Annotated in this window: 16 protein-coding genes; 9 read left to right on the top strand and 7 right to left on the bottom strand. The window is 70.0% G+C overall.

Translation table 11 applies throughout. The annotated features are described in order from the left end of the window. From MKK60_RS04445 to MKK60_RS04475, 7 genes are all read left to right on the top strand, one after another. A partial coding sequence (locus tag MKK60_RS04445; protein ID WP_243984064.1) for a F0F1 ATP synthase subunit B' occupies positions 1-389 on the top strand: 389 nt, incomplete at its 5' end. 19 nt (positions 390-408) lie between these two features. Beyond that, the gene (locus MKK60_RS04450) at positions 409-894 is read left to right on the top strand and encodes an ATP F0F1 synthase subunit B (RefSeq protein WP_187274714.1); all 486 of its coding nucleotides are present in this window, start codon (positions 409-411) and stop codon (positions 892-894) included. 215 nt (positions 895-1,109) lie between these two features. After that, positions 1,110-1,280, top strand: coding sequence for a hypothetical protein (locus MKK60_RS04455; protein ID WP_243984065.1), 171 nt, complete (start codon positions 1,110-1,112; stop codon positions 1,278-1,280). A 48-nt stretch (positions 1,281-1,328) separates the two neighbouring features. Beyond that, on the top strand, positions 1,329-2,255 hold the full coding sequence (locus tag MKK60_RS04460; RefSeq protein ID WP_243984066.1) for an ABC transporter ATP-binding protein: 927 nt from the start codon (positions 1,329-1,331) through the stop codon (positions 2,253-2,255). A 97-nt stretch (positions 2,256-2,352) separates the two neighbouring features. Beyond that, positions 2,353-3,114 carry an ABC transporter permease gene (locus tag MKK60_RS04465; protein ID WP_243984067.1) on the top strand — a complete coding sequence of 254 codons (762 nt, stop codon included), beginning with the start codon at positions 2,353-2,355 and terminating at the stop codon, positions 3,112-3,114. A gap of 128 nt (positions 3,115-3,242) precedes the next feature. Beyond that, on the top strand, positions 3,243-4,643 hold the full coding sequence (ahcY, locus tag MKK60_RS04470; protein WP_147727175.1) for an adenosylhomocysteinase: 1,401 nt from the start codon (positions 3,243-3,245) through the stop codon (positions 4,641-4,643). Positions 4,644-4,978: 335 nt separating this feature from the next. Then, positions 4,979-7,486, top strand: a complete 2,508-nt coding sequence (locus tag MKK60_RS04475; protein ID WP_243984068.1) for a PAS domain-containing sensor histidine kinase — start codon at positions 4,979-4,981, stop codon at positions 7,484-7,486. Positions 7,487-7,497: 11 nt separating this feature from the next. Here MKK60_RS04475 and MKK60_RS04480 read toward each other — a convergent pair whose 3' ends face one another. Beyond that, positions 7,498-8,973: a PAS domain S-box protein gene (locus MKK60_RS04480; protein WP_243984069.1), complete on the bottom strand. Its 1,476-nt coding sequence runs from the start codon at positions 8,971-8,973 to the stop codon at positions 7,498-7,500. A gap of 321 nt (positions 8,974-9,294) precedes the next feature. On the opposite strand from MKK60_RS04480, the gene MKK60_RS04485 reads away from it, so the two are divergent. Both MKK60_RS04485 and MKK60_RS04490 read left to right on the top strand, forming a co-directional pair. Continuing rightward, positions 9,295-10,527, top strand: coding sequence for an MFS transporter (locus tag MKK60_RS04485; protein ID WP_243934016.1), 1,233 nt, complete (start codon positions 9,295-9,297; stop codon positions 10,525-10,527). Between the two features lie 104 nt (positions 10,528-10,631). Beyond that, entirely contained in the window at positions 10,632-10,880 is a 249-nt protein-coding gene (locus MKK60_RS04490) for a hypothetical protein (RefSeq protein WP_147726879.1), read from the top strand. 375 nt (positions 10,881-11,255) lie between these two features. On the opposite strand, the gene tolB is transcribed toward MKK60_RS04490, so the two are convergent. The 6 genes from tolB to MKK60_RS04520 all read right to left on the bottom strand — a co-directional run bounded on the left by tolB (position 11,256) and on the right by MKK60_RS04520 (position 16,766). Beyond that, the gene (tolB, locus tag MKK60_RS04495; protein WP_243984070.1) at positions 11,256-12,596 is read right to left on the bottom strand and encodes a Tol-Pal system beta propeller repeat protein TolB; all 1,341 of its coding nucleotides are present in this window, start codon (positions 12,594-12,596) and stop codon (positions 11,256-11,258) included. A 73-nt stretch (positions 12,597-12,669) separates the two neighbouring features. Continuing rightward, positions 12,670-13,992, bottom strand: a complete 1,323-nt coding sequence (gene tolA / locus MKK60_RS04500) for a cell envelope integrity protein TolA (RefSeq protein WP_147726883.1) — start codon at positions 13,990-13,992, stop codon at positions 12,670-12,672. Between the two features lie 7 nt (positions 13,993-13,999). After that, the gene (locus tag MKK60_RS04505) at positions 14,000-14,446 is read right to left on the bottom strand and encodes an ExbD/TolR family protein (protein ID WP_187274707.1); all 447 of its coding nucleotides are present in this window, start codon (positions 14,444-14,446) and stop codon (positions 14,000-14,002) included. A 25-nt stretch (positions 14,447-14,471) separates the two neighbouring features. After that, positions 14,472-15,188, bottom strand: coding sequence for a protein TolQ (gene tolQ, locus MKK60_RS04510; RefSeq protein WP_243984071.1), 717 nt, complete (start codon positions 15,186-15,188; stop codon positions 14,472-14,474). 177 nt (positions 15,189-15,365) lie between these two features. Continuing rightward, on the bottom strand, positions 15,366-15,785 hold the full coding sequence (ybgC, locus tag MKK60_RS04515; protein WP_409567364.1) for a tol-pal system-associated acyl-CoA thioesterase: 420 nt from the start codon (positions 15,783-15,785) through the stop codon (positions 15,366-15,368). A gap of 258 nt (positions 15,786-16,043) precedes the next feature. Beyond that, on the bottom strand, positions 16,044-16,766 hold the full coding sequence (locus tag MKK60_RS04520) for a DUF4142 domain-containing protein (RefSeq protein WP_147843183.1): 723 nt from the start codon (positions 16,764-16,766) through the stop codon (positions 16,044-16,046). Positions 16,767-16,990: the final 224 nt, after the last annotated feature.

Genomic DNA, 16,990 nt, shown 5'->3' on the forward strand with positions numbered 1-16,990 from the left:
GCATCCAGGGCATTCTCCACGACCGCTCCGCGCGCCTCGCCGCCGACCTCGACCAGGCGCAGGCGATGAAGACGGAAGCCGACGCCGCCGGCGAGGCCTACGCCAAGTCGCTGCGCGACGCGCAGGGCAAGGCCCGCGAGATCGCGCAGGGCACCCGCACCGAGCTCGCCGCCGCCGCCGAGACCAAGCGCAAGGCGCTCGAGGCCGAGCTCACCCAGAAGATCGCAGCCTCCGAGGCGACGATCCAGAGCCGGACGCAGGAAGCCATGGGCAACGTCCGCGCCATCGCCAGCGAGACCGCCTCCGCGATCGTCGAGCGGCTGACGGGCCAGGCGCCGGACCAGGCCAGCCTCGACCGCGCCCTCGATTCCACCGCGACCGCGCACTGAGACGGAAGAACCGACCATGTTGATGACAGCGGAATTCTGGGTCGCGGTCGCCTTCCTCGTCTTCATGGCGATCGTCTGGAAGGTCGGCGGCTTCGGGATCATGACCAAGGGCCTCGACGGCCGCGCCGTCCGCGTGCGCCACGAGCTCGACGAGGCCAAGCGCCTGCGCGAGGAGGCGGCCGCCGTGCTGGCCGACTACAAGCGCCGCCGCGCGGAAGCGGAGCGCGAGGCCGAGACCATCATCGCGAGTGCCCGCGACGAGGCCGAGCGTGCCGCCGCCGAGGGCCGCCAGCGCCTCGACGACTTCATCGCCCGCCGCACCAAGTCGGCCGAGACCAAGATCGCCCAGGCCGAGGCCAAGGCCCAGGCCGAGGTCCGTGCCGCAGCGGCCGACGCCGCGGTGAAGGTCTCCGAGACGATCCTGCGCGAGCGCATGCAGGGCGAGGCCGCCCAGGCGCTGGTGCGTTCGAGCCTCGGCGAGATCCGCACCCGCATGCGGGCCTGACCCTTCCGGGCAGGACCGCCCGATCAAGCCGCCTCCGGGCGGCTTTTTCGTGCGCGTGCCTTCGCTCGCCTCGCTCACGTGCCAGAGACCGAAGCGGTCCAGTGCCGATGATGGCGCTGGTGCCCTCTTCCGCCCAACGACTGCGTCGATCTAATTTGCAAGAATGTCGGGGAAGGCGTGCGCCTCCCCTCCCCCCTCTGCGGGGGGAAGGCACGGTGGGCGACGCTGCCCAAAAGATGGATCCGGTCCACGAAACGGGAGTGACGCGGATCGCCGCTCGCTCGATGTCGTCGCCTCGAGAATCGGAGCTGCAGGAGGTGCCATTCGACACCGCGCGCGTCGGCCGCCCGGTGGTCGGCCTGCTGCTCAACCGACAGATGCTATAGGGCACACCGTCCTCGCCTTGCCGGGCGGGCCATCCTCCACGGACTGCGATGTCGCCGATCATCTCCATCGACAATCTGTCGAAGACCTACGCCTCGGGCCTGTCGGCGCTGAAGACCGTGAACCTCGCGATCGCGCGCGGCGAGATCTTCGCGCTGCTCGGGCCGAACGGCGCCGGCAAGTCGACCCTGATCAACATCGTCTGCGGCATCGTCACGCCGAGCACCGGCACCGTGATGGTCGACGGGCACGACATCGCCTCAGGCTATCGCGGGGCGCGCAAGGCGATCGGGCTGGTGCCGCAGGAACTCACCACCGACGCGTTCGAGAGCGTGTGGAACACGGTGAGCTTCACCCGCGGCCTGTTCGGCCTGAAGAAGGATCCCGGCCATATCGAGCGGGTGCTGCGCGACCTCTCCCTGTGGGAGAAGCGCGATTCACGGCTGATGACCCTGTCGGGCGGCATGAAGCGCCGGGTACTCATCGCCAAGGCGCTGTCGCACGAGCCCAAGGTCCTGTTCCTCGACGAGCCCTCGGCGGGCGTCGACGTGGAGCTGCGCCAGGACATGTGGCGCATGGTGCGGCGCCTGCGCGAGCAGGGCGTCACCGTGATCCTGACCACGCACTACATCGAGGAGGCCGAGGAGATGGCCGACCGGATCGGCGTGATCCGCAAGGGCGAGATCATCCTCGTGGAGGAGAAGGCCGAGCTGATGCGCAAGCTCGGGCGCAAGCAGCTCACCCTCCAGTTGCTGGCCCCCCTCGCCGCGCTGCCGGCGGATCTCGCCGACCGCGGCCTCGAGCTCGGCCCCGGCGGGCAGGATCTGGTCTACACCTACGATGCCAAGGGCGAGCGCACCGGCATCACCGGCCTGCTCACCGATCTCGGCGCGGCCGGCATCCGGTTCAGCGACCTGCGCACCAGCCAGTCGTCGCTCGAGGACATCTTCGTCGATCTCGTCAGGGAACGCGCATGACCGCGGCCGCCGCGAGGTCCGAACCATTTATCCCCCGGCTGCCGGCAGGCGCGAACGCGCGTCGCCGCCCGGGGCGTCGGCATCGAGAGGCAAACCGATGAACTGGCCGGCCATCCGCGCGATCTACCGGTTCGAGATGAGCCGCTTCTGGCGCACGGCGATGCAGAGCATCCTGGCGCCGGTGATCTCCACCTCGCTCTACTTCGTGGTGTTCGGCGCGGCGATCGGCTCGCGGATGAGCACCGTGGACGGCGTGCCCTACGGCCTGTTCATCGTGCCGGGACTGGTGATGCTCGCGCTGCTGACCCAGAGCATCGCCAACGCCTCGTTCGGCATCTACTTCCCGCGCTTCGCCGGCACGATCTACGAGATCCTCTCGGCGCCGATCTCGCCGGTCGAGGTGGTGCTCGGCTATGTCGGGGCGGCGGCCACGAAGTCGATCCTGATCGGGCTGATCATCCTCGCGACCGCCGCGCTGTTCGTGCCGCTGCACATCGAGCACCCGGTGTGGATGATGGCCTTCCTGGTGCTGACGGCGGTGACGTTCAGCCTGTTCGGCTTCGTCATCGGCCTGTGGGCCGACGGCTTCGAGAAGCTGCAGCTGGTGCCGCTCCTCGTCGTGACGCCGCTGACCTTCCTCGGTGGCAGCTTCTACGCGATCGAGATGCTGCCGCCGTTCTGGCGCACCGTCAGCCTGGCGAACCCGGTGGTCTACCTGATCAGCGGGTTTCGCTGGGCCTTCTTCGGCACGGCCGACGTCGCCATCGGCATCAGCCTGGCGATGACCGGCCTGTTCCTGGCGGTCTGCCTCGGGCTCGTCGCCTGGATCTTCCGCACCGGCTACCGCCTCAAGAGCTGAGCCGCCGGCCCGGCTGCCTGGAGCCGTTCGAAAACGCATAAAGACATCTTTATGTCTTGATTGCTTCGTATCCGGCGCTCTGCTAGATGCCTCGGCGAGAGGCAACCCGCGACACGGAGCGAAGCGACATGGCCCAGGATTACATCGTCAAGGACATCGGCCTGGCCGAGTACGGCCGCAAGGAGATCTCGATCGCCGAGACCGAGATGCCGGGCCTGATGGCCACCCGCGAGGAATACGGCCCGTCGCAGCCGCTCAAGGGCGCCAAGATCGCCGGCTCGCTGCACATGACGATCCAGACCGCGGTGCTGATCGAGACGCTCAAGGCTCTCGGCGCCGACATCCGCTGGGTCTCGTGCAATATCTACTCGACCCAGGACCACGCCGCCGCCGCGATCGCCGCCGCCGGCATCCCGGTCTTCGCCATCAAGGGCGAGACCCTTGAGGAGTACTGGGACTACACCTCGAAGCTGTTCGACTGGCATGGCGGCGGAACGCCGAACATGATCCTCGACGACGGCGGCGACGCCACCATGTTCGTCCACCTGGGCCTTCGCGCCGAGAACGGCGACACCGCCTTCCTCGACAAGCCCGAGTCGGAGGAGGAGGAGATCTTCTTCGCGCTCCTGAAGAAGAAGCTCGCCGAGAAGCCGAAGGGCTGGTTTGCCGGTCTCGCCGACGCGATCAAGGGCGTCTCGGAGGAGACCACCACCGGCGTCCATCGCCTCTACAACCTCGCCAAGGAGGGCAAGCTGCTCTTCCCGGCGATCAACGTGAACGACGCGGTCACCAAGTCGAAGTTCGACAACCTCTACGGTTGCCGCGAGTCGCTGGTGGACGGCATCCGCCGCGGCACCGACGTGATGATGGCCGGCAAGGTCGCGATGGTCGCCGGCTTCGGCGACGTCGGCAAGGGTTCGGCCTCCTCGCTGCGCCATGCCGGCTGCCGTGTGCTGGTCTCGGAGGTCGATCCGATCTGCGCGCTCCAGGCCGCGATGGAAGGCTACGAGGTCGTGACGATGGAAGACGCGGCGCCCCGCGCCGACATCTTCGTCACCGCCACCGGCAACAAGGACATCATTACCCTCGACCACATGCGGGCGATGAAGGACCGGGCGATCGTCTGCAACATCGGCCACTTCGACAACGAGATCCAGGTCGCCGGCCTGAAGAACCTCAAGTGGTCGAACATCAAGCCGCAGGTCGACGAGATCACCTTCGCCGACGGCCACCGCATCATCCTGCTGTCGGAAGGCCGCCTGGTGAACCTCGGCAACGCCACCGGCCACCCGTCCTTCGTGATGTCGGCCTCGTTCACCAACCAGACGCTGGCGCAGATCGAGCTCTGGACCAACCCGGGCAAGTACGAGAAGCAGGTCTACACCCTGCCGAAGGCGCTCGACGAGAAGGTCGCGCTGCTCCACCTCGAGAAGATCGGCGTGAAGCTCTCGAAGCTCCGCCCCGACCAGGCCGCCTATATCGGCGTTTCCGAGAACGGCCCGTTCAAGCCCGACCACTACCGCTACTGAGACCCTCGGCGCGGGGACGCGCCGGGCAGAACCGATGCGAGACAGGAGGGCCCGGCGGTTGCGCCGGGCCCTCTTCGTTTGTCAAGGCACCACCGCCCGGCCGGACTGTGTCTTCTGTGTGTCGTTCGCACGCGACCTGCCGACCCACGGTTACGGCCAAGCTAATTCCGCTTCCGGCGCAAATCCCCGACGCGTTAGACTGCCCCCGGTTCGGCAGGTCGTCAGGTCGTCGCGTCTCCCCTCCCCCCGAAACGGGGCGCGGGGAACCGGCGCCGCATGCGCCACGCATTCGTTCGCGTCGGTCCGACCGGCGGTTTTGGGAGACGGGACGGATCATGGAGGTCGATCGGGCGGCACGGCGCATCGCCGGGGCCGGCGCTCTCTTCGCCGCCGCGACCGGCCTCCCGGCTCCGTCCCTCGCGGCGGGCGCCGACCTTCCGGCCTGGGGATTCGGCTCGCACATGCACAACGTCGCGGCCGCCGCGATCTTCGGCGGCCTCGTCGCCTTCGCGACCATCGTCGCCCTGCTCTATTTGAGCGAGCGCTCGCGCTGGACCCGGCGGGAGCGCGAGCAGGCCGCGGCCCTCGACGCGCTCAGCGGCGCCCACGACCGCGCCGAGATGCTGCTCGCCGCCGAGCGCCAGATCATCGTGACCTGGGACGGGCGCAGCGAGCCGGTGGTCGAGGGCGACGTCGGGCTGGCCTTCGACGGCACGCGCCCCGCGATCGGCTCCGCCCGCCGCATCCTCGCCTTCGGCACGTGGCTGGTGCCGACCGACGCCGAGGCGATCGAGACCGCGGTCGAGGCCCTGCGCATCCGGGGCACGAGCTTCCGCACCACCCTGCGCAGCCAGTCCGGCCGCAGCATCGAGGCGCAGGGCCAGGCGGTGGCCGGGCGCGTCCTGCTGCGCCTGCGCGAGACCACGGAGGATCGCCGCCAGATCTCGGAGCTGCGCGAGACCCTCGAGGATGCCCGCCGCGGCCTGTCGGCGCTGGCCGGCCTGCTCGACGCGATCCCGCAGCCGGTCTGGCGGCGCAACCGCGAGGGCGGCCTCGCCTGGGTCAACACCGCCTACGTCGCCGCGGTCGAGGCCACGAACCGCGAATCCGCGATCCAGGCCGGGATCGAGCTGCTCGACCGCCCGGCCCGCGAGATGATCGCCCGCGAGGACGGCCAGCGCCGCCCCGCCGGCCAGCGCGCCGCGTTGCGCCTGTCGGCGGTGGTGGCCGGCGGCCGCCGCATCCTCGACGTCACCGAGACCGCCCTGGAGGGCGGGCGGGTCGGGATCGCGGTCGACGTCTCCGAGCTCGAGAGCGTCCGCGCCGACCTGCAGCGCCAGATGGATGCGAACGTGCGCACCCTCGACCAGCTGCCGACCGCGGTGGCGATGTTCGATGCCGGGCAGCGCCTGATCTTCCACAACGCCGCCTACCGCCAGCTCTGGGAGCTCGACCAGGGCTTCCTCGACGGGCGCCCGCTCGACGGCGAGATCCTCGACCATCTCCGCGCCCAGCGGAAGCTGGAGGAGCATGCCGACTTCCGCAGCTGGAAGCAGGGCGTGCTCGCGGCCTACCGCTCGGCCGAGGCGAACCCCGCCTGGTGGTACCTGCCCGACGGCCGCACGCTGCGCGTGCTGGCCGAGCCGAACCCGCAGGGCGGCCTCACCTACCTGTTCGACGACGTCTCGGACCGGATGAAGCTCGAATCCCGCTACAACGCGCTGATGCGGGTGCAGGCCGAGACGCTGGACACCCTCAAGGAGCCGGTGGCGGTCTTCGGCGCCGACGGCCGCCTCACCTTCGCCAACCGCGCCTTCGCCACCGCCTGGCGCCTCGACCCCGAGACGCTGGAGGCGCGTCCGCACGTCGAGGCGGTGATCGAGGCGTGCCGCGTGCTGGCGCCGGCCGACGAGCCCTGGCTCGACATCCGCGACGCGGTGGTCGGGCTCGAGTCCCGCACCGGCCTCGCCTGCAAGCTCGAGATGGTCGACGGCACCGTGCTCGACTGCGCCGCCCAGCCCCTGCCCGAGGGCGCGACGCTGATCACCCTGATCGACGTGACCGCGAGCGTGAACGTCGAGCGGGCGCTGACCGAGAAGAACGACGCGCTGGAGAAGGCGGCGCAGCTGCGCGACACCTTCGTCCACCACGTCTCCTACGAGCTGCGCTCGCCGCTGACCAACATCATCGGCTTCACCCAGCTGCTCGGCGACGAGACGGTCGGCGCCCTCAACGCGCGCCAGCGCGAGTATTCCGAGCACATCATGCGCTCGTCGGGGGCGCTGCTGGTGATCATCAACGACATCCTCGACCTCGCCTCGATCGATGCCGGCTCGCTCGAGCTTCAGCGCGAGACCGTCGACGTCCAGGCGACCGTCGAGGCAGCCCTACTCGGCATCGAGGACCGCCTCGCGGAATCCGATCTGAACCTCGTCCTCGACGTGCCCGACGACATCGGCAGCGTGTTCGTTGACGGCAAGCGCGTGCGCCAGATCCTGTTCAACCTGATGTCGAACGCGGTCGGCTTCTCCAGCGCCGGCCAGAGCATCACCGTTCGGGCGCGGCGGAATGCGGGCGACCTCGTGCTCAGCGTGCGCGACCAGGGCCGCGGCATGCCGCCGGAGATCGCCGCCCACGTGTTCGACCGCTTCGAGAGCCACACGCTGGGCACCCGCCACCGCGGCGTCGGCCTCGGCCTGTCGATCGTGCGCTCCTTCGTCGAGCTGCACGGCGGCCGAGTGTCGCTCGATTCGCGGCCCGGGGCCGGCACCTGCGTCAGCTGCAGCTTCCCGATCGTCGCGCCGACGATGCCGTCGGCGCGCGACTCCGAGGCGGCCGAGTAGGCCGCTTTCCGTCAGCCGAGGGCCCGCGCCGCCTCCGCCACCGCCTGGACGCGGCCGTCCACCGTCCGCGAGGCTTCCGCGATCCCGTCCATGTTCAGCCGGACGCGCTGGACGCTCTCGGCCGCGTTCTGCATGTTGACCGACATGTCGCGCGTCACCGCCGCCTGCTGCGTCACCGCGGAGGAGACGCTGAGCGAGATGTGGCTGACCTGCCCGATCGTCTGCCCGACCAGCTCGATCGCCCGCACCGCCTCCGCGGTCGCCTCCTGGACGGCCGTGACCTGCTTGCCGATCTCCTCGGTCGCGCGCGAGGATTGCGTCGCCAGCGCCTTGACCTCGGCGGCGACGACGGCGAACCCGCGGCCGGCCTGCCCGGCCCGCGCGGCCTCGATCGTCGCGTTGAGCGCCAGCAGGTTGGTCTGGTCGGCGATGGTGCGGATCGTGGTGATCACGCTGCCGATCCGCTCGGCCGAGGCGGTGAGCCCGGAGATGATGGTGCGCGCCTCGTCGGAGCGGCCGACCGCCTCGTCGGAGGCCGTCTTGGCGTCGATCGCGTGCCGCGTCAGCTCCTCGATCGAGGTCGAGAACTCCTCGGCGCCGGCGGCGACCGCCTGGACGTTGCCGGAGGTCTCGGCGGCCGCGCGCGCGGTCTCCGTCGACTGCCGGCTCACCCCCGACATCTCCTGCATGATGTGGCCGAGGTCGACCTCGATCAGGCGCTGGCCTTCGGCGCGGCGGCGGCGCTCGTGCACCTGGGCGGTCACGTCGGTGGCGAACTTCACGACCGCGAAGGGGCGGCCGTCGCGATCGAGGATCGGGTTGTAGGCGCCGTGGATCCAGACCTCGTTGCCGCCCTTGCCCATGCGGCGGAACTCGCCCGCCTGGAAGGTGCCTCCGGCCAGCGCCTTCCAGAACGCGGCGTAGGCCGGGAAATCGGCCTCGGCCGCGTCGACGAAGATCCGATGGTGGCGGCCTTTGATCTCGTCGAGCCGGTAGCCCATCGTCGTGAGGAAGTTCGCGTTCGCGTCGGTGACGGTCCCGTCGAGGGTGAAGTGGATCACGGCCTGGGAGCGGTTGATCGCGTCGATCTGGCCCTGGCTGGTCGCGGCGGCCATGGTCTCGGCGGTGATGTCGGTGGCGAGCTTCACGATCTGCACCGGCTGGCCCCGCCGATCGAGCACGGGATTGTAGGATGCCTGCAGCCAGATCTCGCGACCGTCCTTCGCCACGCGCTTGAACGAGCGGGCCTGGGTCTCGCCGCGGGCCAGGGCTTCCCAGAAGGCGCGGTAGGCCGCGCTCTCGCGCTCGCTGCGCTCCATCAAGATCCCGTGATGCGCGCCTCGGATCTCCGAAAGCGTATACCCGAACAGGGTCAGGAAGTTCGCGTTCGCGTCGATGATCCGCCCGTCGAGGCCGAAAACGATCCGCGCCTGAGACCGATCGATCGAATCGATCAGGGCGCTCATCTTCTGGTTGAAAATCGTCATCGTCAGTACCCCGCGGCGCGCGACATGACTATTAGCTTGGCAGGCGAGGCTTAAAATTTGATCCACCGCGACTTTTAGCAGGACACGACTGCTTGCTCGCGCCGCCCATTGACGAACTTCGGGACGCATCGAGGTCGTCGAGCGCGTTGCGGTCTTTCTTGTCGGCAACACGTTCCGGTTGTTTCAGGCTGCAAGCTCAGCCGGAATATCGGAATCGGGCGTTCCGGACGCATCCGACCGATCGCGCGGCGCCGGCGAACGCCCTGCGCTCGGTCCGGCCGCAGCTTGACCGGGCCTCGTTCGGCCGCCACGACGCTGGCGATGCCCGAGCACGCGCAATCCGGCTGGACCGTCTTCCGCAACGGCGATTTCCGCCTGTTCGGGATCTCCCGTTTCCTGACCGGTCTCGCCTACCAGATGCAGGCCGTGGCCGTCGGCTGGTTCGTCTACGACCTGACCCGCTCGGCCTGGGCGCTCGGGCTCGTCGGCCTGGCGGGCTTCCTGCCGGCGATGCTCGCCGCGCTGATCACCGGGCACGTCGCCGACACCTACGACCGCCGCCTCGTGGCGGCGGCGGCCTTCGCGGTGCAGGCGGCGACGAGCGCGGCGCTTCTCGCCTATGCCTGGAGCGGCGCGAGCGCGGTGTGGCCGGTCTACGGGCTCGTCGTGCTGATCGGGACGGCGCGCGCCTTCGCCAACCCCGCCCTGCAGGCGCTGCTGCCGACGCTGGTGCCGCGCGACCTCTTCGGCGCCGCGATCGCCTGGAACGCCTCGCTCTGGCAGAGCGCGTCGGTGCTCGGGCCGGCTTTCGGGGGCTTCCTCTACGCGCTCGGGCCGATGGTCGTGTTCGGATCGGCGTCGGCCAGCTTCGCGCTGGCGGCGCTCGCGACCACGGCGATCCGCTATCGGCCGGCGGCGGTCACGGAGCGGCCGCCGGTGACCTGGGCAACGCTGTCGGCCGGGATCGGCTACATCCGCGCGCACCCGGTGGTGCTCGGCGCGATCAGCCTCGACCTGTTCGCGGTGCTGCTCGGCGGCGCCACCGCCCTGCTGCCGATCTTCGCCGCCGAAGTGTTGCATGTCGGCCCGCTCGGCCTCGGCGCGCTGCGCAGCATGCCGGCCGCCGGCGCCGTGCTGATGGCGATCGTGCTCGCCTACCGGCCGCTGCGGCGCCATGCGGGCGTGCGGATGCTGCGCGCCGTGGCGGTGTTCGGCCTCGCCATCATCGTGTTCGGGCTCTCGACCTCGCTGCCGCTGTCGATGGCCTGCCTGTTCGTCACGGGCGCGGCCGACATGATCAGCGTCTACGTCCGCCAGACCTTCGTGCAGGGCGAGACGCCGGACGCGATGCGCGGCCGGGTCTCGGCCGTGAACACCGTCTTCATCGGCGCCTCGAACGAGCTCGGCGAGTTCGAGTCCGGCTCGGTCGCGGCGCTCATCGGCGCGGTGCCGGCGGTGGTCGTCGGCGGCGCCGCGACGGTGCTCGTCGCGGTGCTGTGGGGCCGGATCTTCCCGGCCCTGCGGGCCCGCGACCGCCTGCTGCGCGAGGGGTGAGGCCGGCGACCGACGGCAAACGGCCAAGCTAACCCATTCCGGCCAGGATGCGCTGCTCTACGGACGGCCGCCCGGCTGGTCCGGGTTCGTGGAGGAAGAAGATTTTGCTCGTCCGTACCGTTGTTGCGTTCGCCCTCACCACCACCGCCGCGCTCGCCGCGCCGAACGCGTCGGCCGTGCCCGACCGCGCCGCGCTGAAGCAGAACTGCACCGGCGACTACCTCGCCCTGTGCAGCGAGTTCGCCCCGGACAGCCCCGAGGTGCATGCCTGCTTCAAGCAGAACCGCGCCAGCCTGTCGCCGAACTGCCAGGCCGCGATCGGCAGCTACACGAAGGCGCAGAAGCGGGGCTGAGGCGGACCCGTCGTGCGGCCGTCGACGGATCGGGGGCCTGGAACGGACGACGCCCGTCACGTGGCGTCCTCAACGCTGCTGCGCGACCGATTATCCCTTCTGCATGCGTTCAGGCGCCGCGAAGGGATAATGGCAGGTTGATCAGGCATTCGGCCGTCGATCGAGCCCGTCGGACGGTCAGCTGCGAACCGATCGGCCTCGCCTAGCGAGCGACGCCGCTGACTTCCGATCCGGTCCCGTCGCGGCGGGATGCCGGCCAGGCCGAACGCGCCGCGCTGCGCGATCGCGCAGCCGCGCTTGCCCGGGACGCCCTCGCGACGGAGGGTCGGGGCGATGCGGTCGAGCCCGTCCGGTAGGTGGCCCCGGGGCCGAGGCCTACTTCCCCGAGAGCAGCGGCGACCAGGTCGGGTCCGAGGCGTAGGACGGCGTCGGGACCGGCGCCTCCACCTTGCCGGTGATGTCGACCATGTAGAGCTTGCCGCCGCCCTGGCCGCCGGGGTCGCGGAAGAACAGCACGTACTGCCCGTTCGGCGCGAAGGTCGGGCCCTCGTTGTGAAAGCCCTCGGTGAGCACGCGCTCGCCCGAGCCGTCGGGCTTCATCACGCAGATCGCGAAGCCGCCCTTGCGCTGGCGGGTGAAGGCGATCAGGTCCCCGCGCGGCGACCAGGCCGGCTGCGAGGCCGAGCCTTCGCCGAACGAGATCCGGTGCGGGTTCGAGCCGTCGGCGCCCATCACGTAGACCTGCTGCGAGCCGCCGCGGTCGGATTCGAACACGATCTGGCCGCCGTCCGGCGAGTAGGTCGGCGAGGTGTCGATGGCGTTGCCGTTGGTGATCGAATGCTGCGCCTTCGAGGCGATGTCCATGGTGACGATGTCGGCGTTGCCGCCCTGCTGCACGCTCATCACGAGGCGGCGGCCGTCGGGCGAGAAGCGCGGGCTCGCGCTCATCGAGTCGAAGTTGCCCATCGCCGTCCGGCTGCCGGTCTCGAGGTTGATCACCTGCACCCGCGGCTGGTGGCCGGTGGCCTGGGCCATGAAGGCGATGTCCTGCGTCGCGGGCGAGTAGCGCGGCGCGACGATGGCGTTCTCGCCGGTGGTGAGCGCGCGGACGTTGGCGCCGTCCTGGTCCATCACCATCAGGCGCTTGCGGCGGTTCTCCTTCGGGCCGGACTCGTCGACGAAGGCGATGCGGCTGTCGAACCACGGACCGAGGCCGGTGATCTTGGTGTAGACGCTGTCCGAGATCAGGTGGCCGGCGCGGCGCGCGTTGGCGGCGTCGGTGCCGTATTGCTGGCCGGTGATCTGCTGGCCGGAAGTGACGTCCCACAGGCGGAACTCAACCTTCAGCCGGCCGGAGCCGTCGCGCGAGACGCGGCCGGTAACGAGGCCCTGCACGCCCGCGGCGCGCCACTTCTCGAAGCCGGGGGCGGCATCGAAGTTCGGCGATTCCGGGAAGCGGCCCTTCTCCAGCGGCACGAAGTAGCCCGAGCGGCGCAGATCGTTCGTCACCACGCTCGAGACGAGGCCGCCGAGGTTCGGGTCGCCCGAGAAGTCGGTCACCGCGATCGGCATCGGCTGGAACGCGCCGCCGCCGATGCGGAGCTGAAGCTGGGCCTGCGCCGGCGCGGCGAGGCCGAGCGTCGCCAGCAGCAGCAGCGCGAGGCCATAGAGGGCGGCGGGCACGTGCCGGGCCCGGGTGAGCGATCGATGCAGCATGGGTCTGGTCCGGGAGCGTTGGAACGGGTGCCGGCGAGGTCCTGGCGTCAGGTCGTCAAGGCGGCGTCGGCGGTCAGGTCGCGGTGAACTCGAACTCCGCGTTGATCGCCTTCCAGTCGTTGTAATAGGGCTGGTACTGCGCCGGGATCTTGTAGGGCGCGCAGCGGCGCACCGCACGCAACGCCGCCTGCGCGATCGACTGGTCGACCGAGCTCGATCCGCCGCGCATGATCCGCGGCTCGGTCGAGAGCGAGCCGTCGGCGTTCAGGCGGATGTCGAGCACCGGCAGCACCACCCCCTGGGCGGCGCCCGGAGGCGCCGAGTAGCAGCGCTCGATCTGCTGCTGCAGCATGCCGACGAGCGCGTCGCGCAGCGACGGCGACAGGCGCTGGGCGGTGCCGGTGGCGGCGCCGAGCGAGGCCGTGCGCTGGACCTCGTGGCCGGTGGCGCCGGTCGATTGCGACGGCGCCTTCGAGGCCAGGATCGACTTGATGTCGCCGGCATTGAACTTGGCGGCCAGCTCGGCCTGCTTGCGCGCCTTCGCCTCGGCGTCGGCCTTGGCCTTCGCGTCGGCGACCGCCTTCGCCTTCGCCTTGGCGGCGGCCTCGGCCTTCGCCGCGGCGGCGGCCTCCGCCTTCTCCTTGGCCTCCTCGGCCTTCGCCTCGGCGATCTCCTTCTGGCGCTCGGCCTCGGCTTCCGCCTTCGCCTTGGCTTCGGCCTTGGCGGCCGCCGCCTTCTCGGCGGCCTTCGCGGCTTCCTTGGCCGCGTCCGCCTTGGCCTTCGCTTCGGCCTTCGCCTTGGCTTCCGCGGCCGCCGCCTCGGCCTCCTCGCGCTCGACCAGCTTGGCGAGCTGCTCGCGCTTCACGGCTTCGGCTTTGGCGGCCTCGGCGGCGGCCTTCGCTTCGGCCTTCGCGGCGGCGGCCTTCTCCGCGGCCGCGGCCTTGGCCGCTTCCGCCTTGGCCTCGGCCTTGGCGGCTTCGGCCTTCTCGGCGTCCGCCTTCTCCTTGGCCATCTTGGCGGCCTTCGCCGTCTCGGCGGCGGGATCGGGCTCGTTGACGCGCAGCGGCATCTCGTCGGCGTTGGCGAGCTTCATGTCGCTGGTGCGCGTCGGCGCGGTCGGAGAATCGACCTTGGCGTTCTCCGGCTCCTTCTCCTCGAACTTCTCGGCCTTCTTGTCGGCCCGCGGCTTGGCGTCCGACAGCGGCTTCTCGGCGTTGCGCTCGCCCTTGGTCAGCTCCGAGAACTGGTTCTCGGTGATCACCTCGACGGGCACGCCCTCCTGCGCCTCGGGAAGCGCGGGCGCGGCGACGCTGAACAGGGCGAAGACCAGCAGCCCGACATGGGTGCCGGCCGAGACCCAGAAGCCCGGTTCGCTGCGGAAGGAGGGAAGCCTCACAGGTCTGCTACCGCTGCTCGGGCTCGGTGACGAGCGCCACCTTCTTGAAGCCGCCGCCGGTGACGATCGCCATCACCTGGGCGACGCGGCCGTAATCGACCCGCTTGTCGCCGCGCACGAAGACGCGCTCCTCGAAGCCGGACTTGGCCTCCTGGGTCAGCTTCGGGATGATGGTGTCGTCGGTCAGCTCGTCCTCGCCGAGGAAGACTTGTCCCGATTGGCGGATCGACAGCGTGACCGGCTTGGTGTCCGAGTTCAGCGGCGAGGCCTTGGATTGCGGCAGGTCGAGGGGCACGCCCACCGTCATCATGGGGGCCGCCACCATGAAGATGATCAGCAGCACCAGCACGACGTCGATGAACGGCGTCATGTTGATCTCGTTGATCGGGCCGCCGCCGCGGCGTCCCCGCCGCCGCCGCTTGCCGCCGCCCTGCGCGCCCGCCGCCATGCTCATGTGTCGATCCCTTCGCGGATTTCGGTCAGGCGGCGAGCGACAGGCGCTCGTCGATCTGGCGCGACAGGATGGCGGAGAACTCGTCGGCGAAGCCTTCCAGGCGCGACTGCTGCTTGGCGACCGTGGCCTGGAGCTTGTTGTAGGCGAGCACGGCGGGGATCGCCGCGAACAGGCCGATGGCGGTGGCGAACAGCGCCTCGGCGATGCCCGGCGCCACGACGGCGAGCGAGGTGTTCTTCGAGGCCGCGATCGAGGTGAAAGCGGTCATGATGCCCCAGACCGTGCCGAACAGGCCGATATAGGGGCCGGCCGAGCCGATCGAGGCGAGGAACAGCAGGCGGCCCTCGAGGCGCTCGACCTCGCGCTGGATGGTCACGTCCAGCACCTTGTCGATGCGCTGCGACAGCGACTGGATCTGCCGGCCGGTGCCCTCGAACGAGCGCTTCCACTCGCGCATGGCGGCGACGAACAGCGCGGCGAGGCCGGTGGCCGGGCGGTCGTTGAACGAGCGATACAGCTCCTCGAGGGACCGGCCGGACCAGAACGCGTCCTCGAACGCATCCATCTCGTCCTTGGTGCGCCGGAACAGCAGCGTCTTGTCGACGATGATCGCCCAGCACCAGATCGAGGAGCCGAGCAGCCCGATCATCACGAACTTGACGACGATGTGGGCCTGGAGGAACAGCCCGAGCAGCGTCATGTCGGCGACGGGCGCGGCCTGCATCACATCTGCGGGGTTCATGGGCTTTGGTCCTCGGACGTCTCGACGGCGGCGGCGCGACGACCCGGCGGGCCAGCGCGCTCCATCCGAAATCATCGAGCGAATTCAAAGGGAATCGCGTTCGAATCTGTCGAAAGTAAGGGCCGGGTGCGGTGCACGCGGGGCGTCGCTTTCCCACCGCATAAGCGGGCGGGTTGGTTAAGGAAGGGTTGCCGGGGCCAGAGCGCGGCGCAGGGCGTCGGGCAGCCGGATCGCCCGGCCCGCGCGGACGCAGGCGACCACCACCTCGGCGCGGACGAGGACCACGCCGTCCCGGCAGACCTCCTGGTGCAGGTGCATCGAGGCGCCGCGCAATTCGCGCGTGCTGGTGACGATGGAGAGCACGTCGTCCATCCGCGCCGGCTTCAGGTAATCGATCTCCATGCGGCGCACGACGAAGACGAGGCCGTCCGCCTCCCGGTGCAGCTCGGACTGGTCGCCCGCGAGCCCGCGCAGCAGCTCGGTGCGCCCGCGCTCCATGAAGCGCAGGTAGCTCGCGTGGTAGACGAAGCCCGAGAAGTCGGTGTCCTCGTAGTAGACGCGCACCGGCAGCGCGTGGGCATCGATCGATGACGTCACGGGTTCGATGGTCCTTCTGCTGCCGAGGGCGGTGCGGGACGGTGGCAAGGGCCGACGTCCCGTCGAGCACGGATCGGACGAGGGTCCGTCCCCACCCTCCCGTCATCGCGGGGCCGCGCGGTTCCGGGATGACGGGCAGACATGGCGACGGCATGGCGGGCGGAGGGAGTGGACGAGGCCCTCGCGAACGCGAAAAGGCCGCCCCTCGCAGGGCGGCCCTTCCGTCAGTGAATCCGTTTCGACGATACCGAAGCGGGATCAGCCGCCGATGCGGTTGGCGAGCGAGGCCGAGTGGCCGTGCTCGTTGGCGATGTAGGGCAGCGCCTCGTTGGCGAACTGGCGGCCGGCGGCGTTGTCGCCGTTGCGCGAGTAGGTCTCGTAGAGCTCGAGGGTGCGGGCGTCCGAGCGGGCCTGCTGATCGATGTAGGTGCGGTCGAAGTCGCGGCCGTTGCGGGCCGACTTCAGGCGCTCGATCCGGTTCTGGCCGTTCGGGCCGATCGCGACGCGGCGGCCGGGCTCGGTCGGGCTGTTGTCGATGATGCCGACGCCGCCGAGGACGCCGCCGACGATGCTGGTGCCAAGGTTGGCGGCGATGGTCACCGGGGCGAGCACGAGGCCCACCGGGTTGTCGATGCGGGTGTCGAAGCCCTGGCGATCCGAGACGACGGTGCCGCCGGAGGACAGCGACGTACCCTCGGGCAGGAGCGCCTTGGTGGTGGCCTCACGCTCGGTGATCACGCGGTTGGCGTAGTTCCGGACCTGCGGGTTGCGCGAACGCTCCAGGGCGATGCGGCTCGACTCGATGCTCACGGCATCCGAGCGAAGGGCCTCGGCGCGGAACTCGGGAGTGTCGGTGCCGGCGGCGCCGACGCCGCGCTCGAACGGCGAGACGCGGATGGGAAGGGCGTCCTGGGCGAAAGCGGGGGCGGTCAGCGCGGCGAGCGAGAGACCGAGAACGGCGAGGGTGGCGGTGCGCTTCATAGGAGAACGATCCTTTGTGGTTCGCCGGTGCGTCGAGGCCCCAGGCGATTGCGGGCACAACGGGTCGGATCGCCGCTCGTTCCGCACGTGCGAACTACGTAGCCACGCTCCCTGCACATGCTGAGCCGACGAACCAAGACATCGCGGCGTTGTGAAGCGGTCCGCGGAACATAGATTTTCTGATTGCTTTCAATGCCTTGGTTGTTTTATGGCGATGGCATGTG

The organism is Methylobacterium sp. J-092 (assembly GCF_022829325.1).
Lineage (GTDB): Bacteria > Pseudomonadota > Alphaproteobacteria > Rhizobiales > Beijerinckiaceae > Methylobacterium.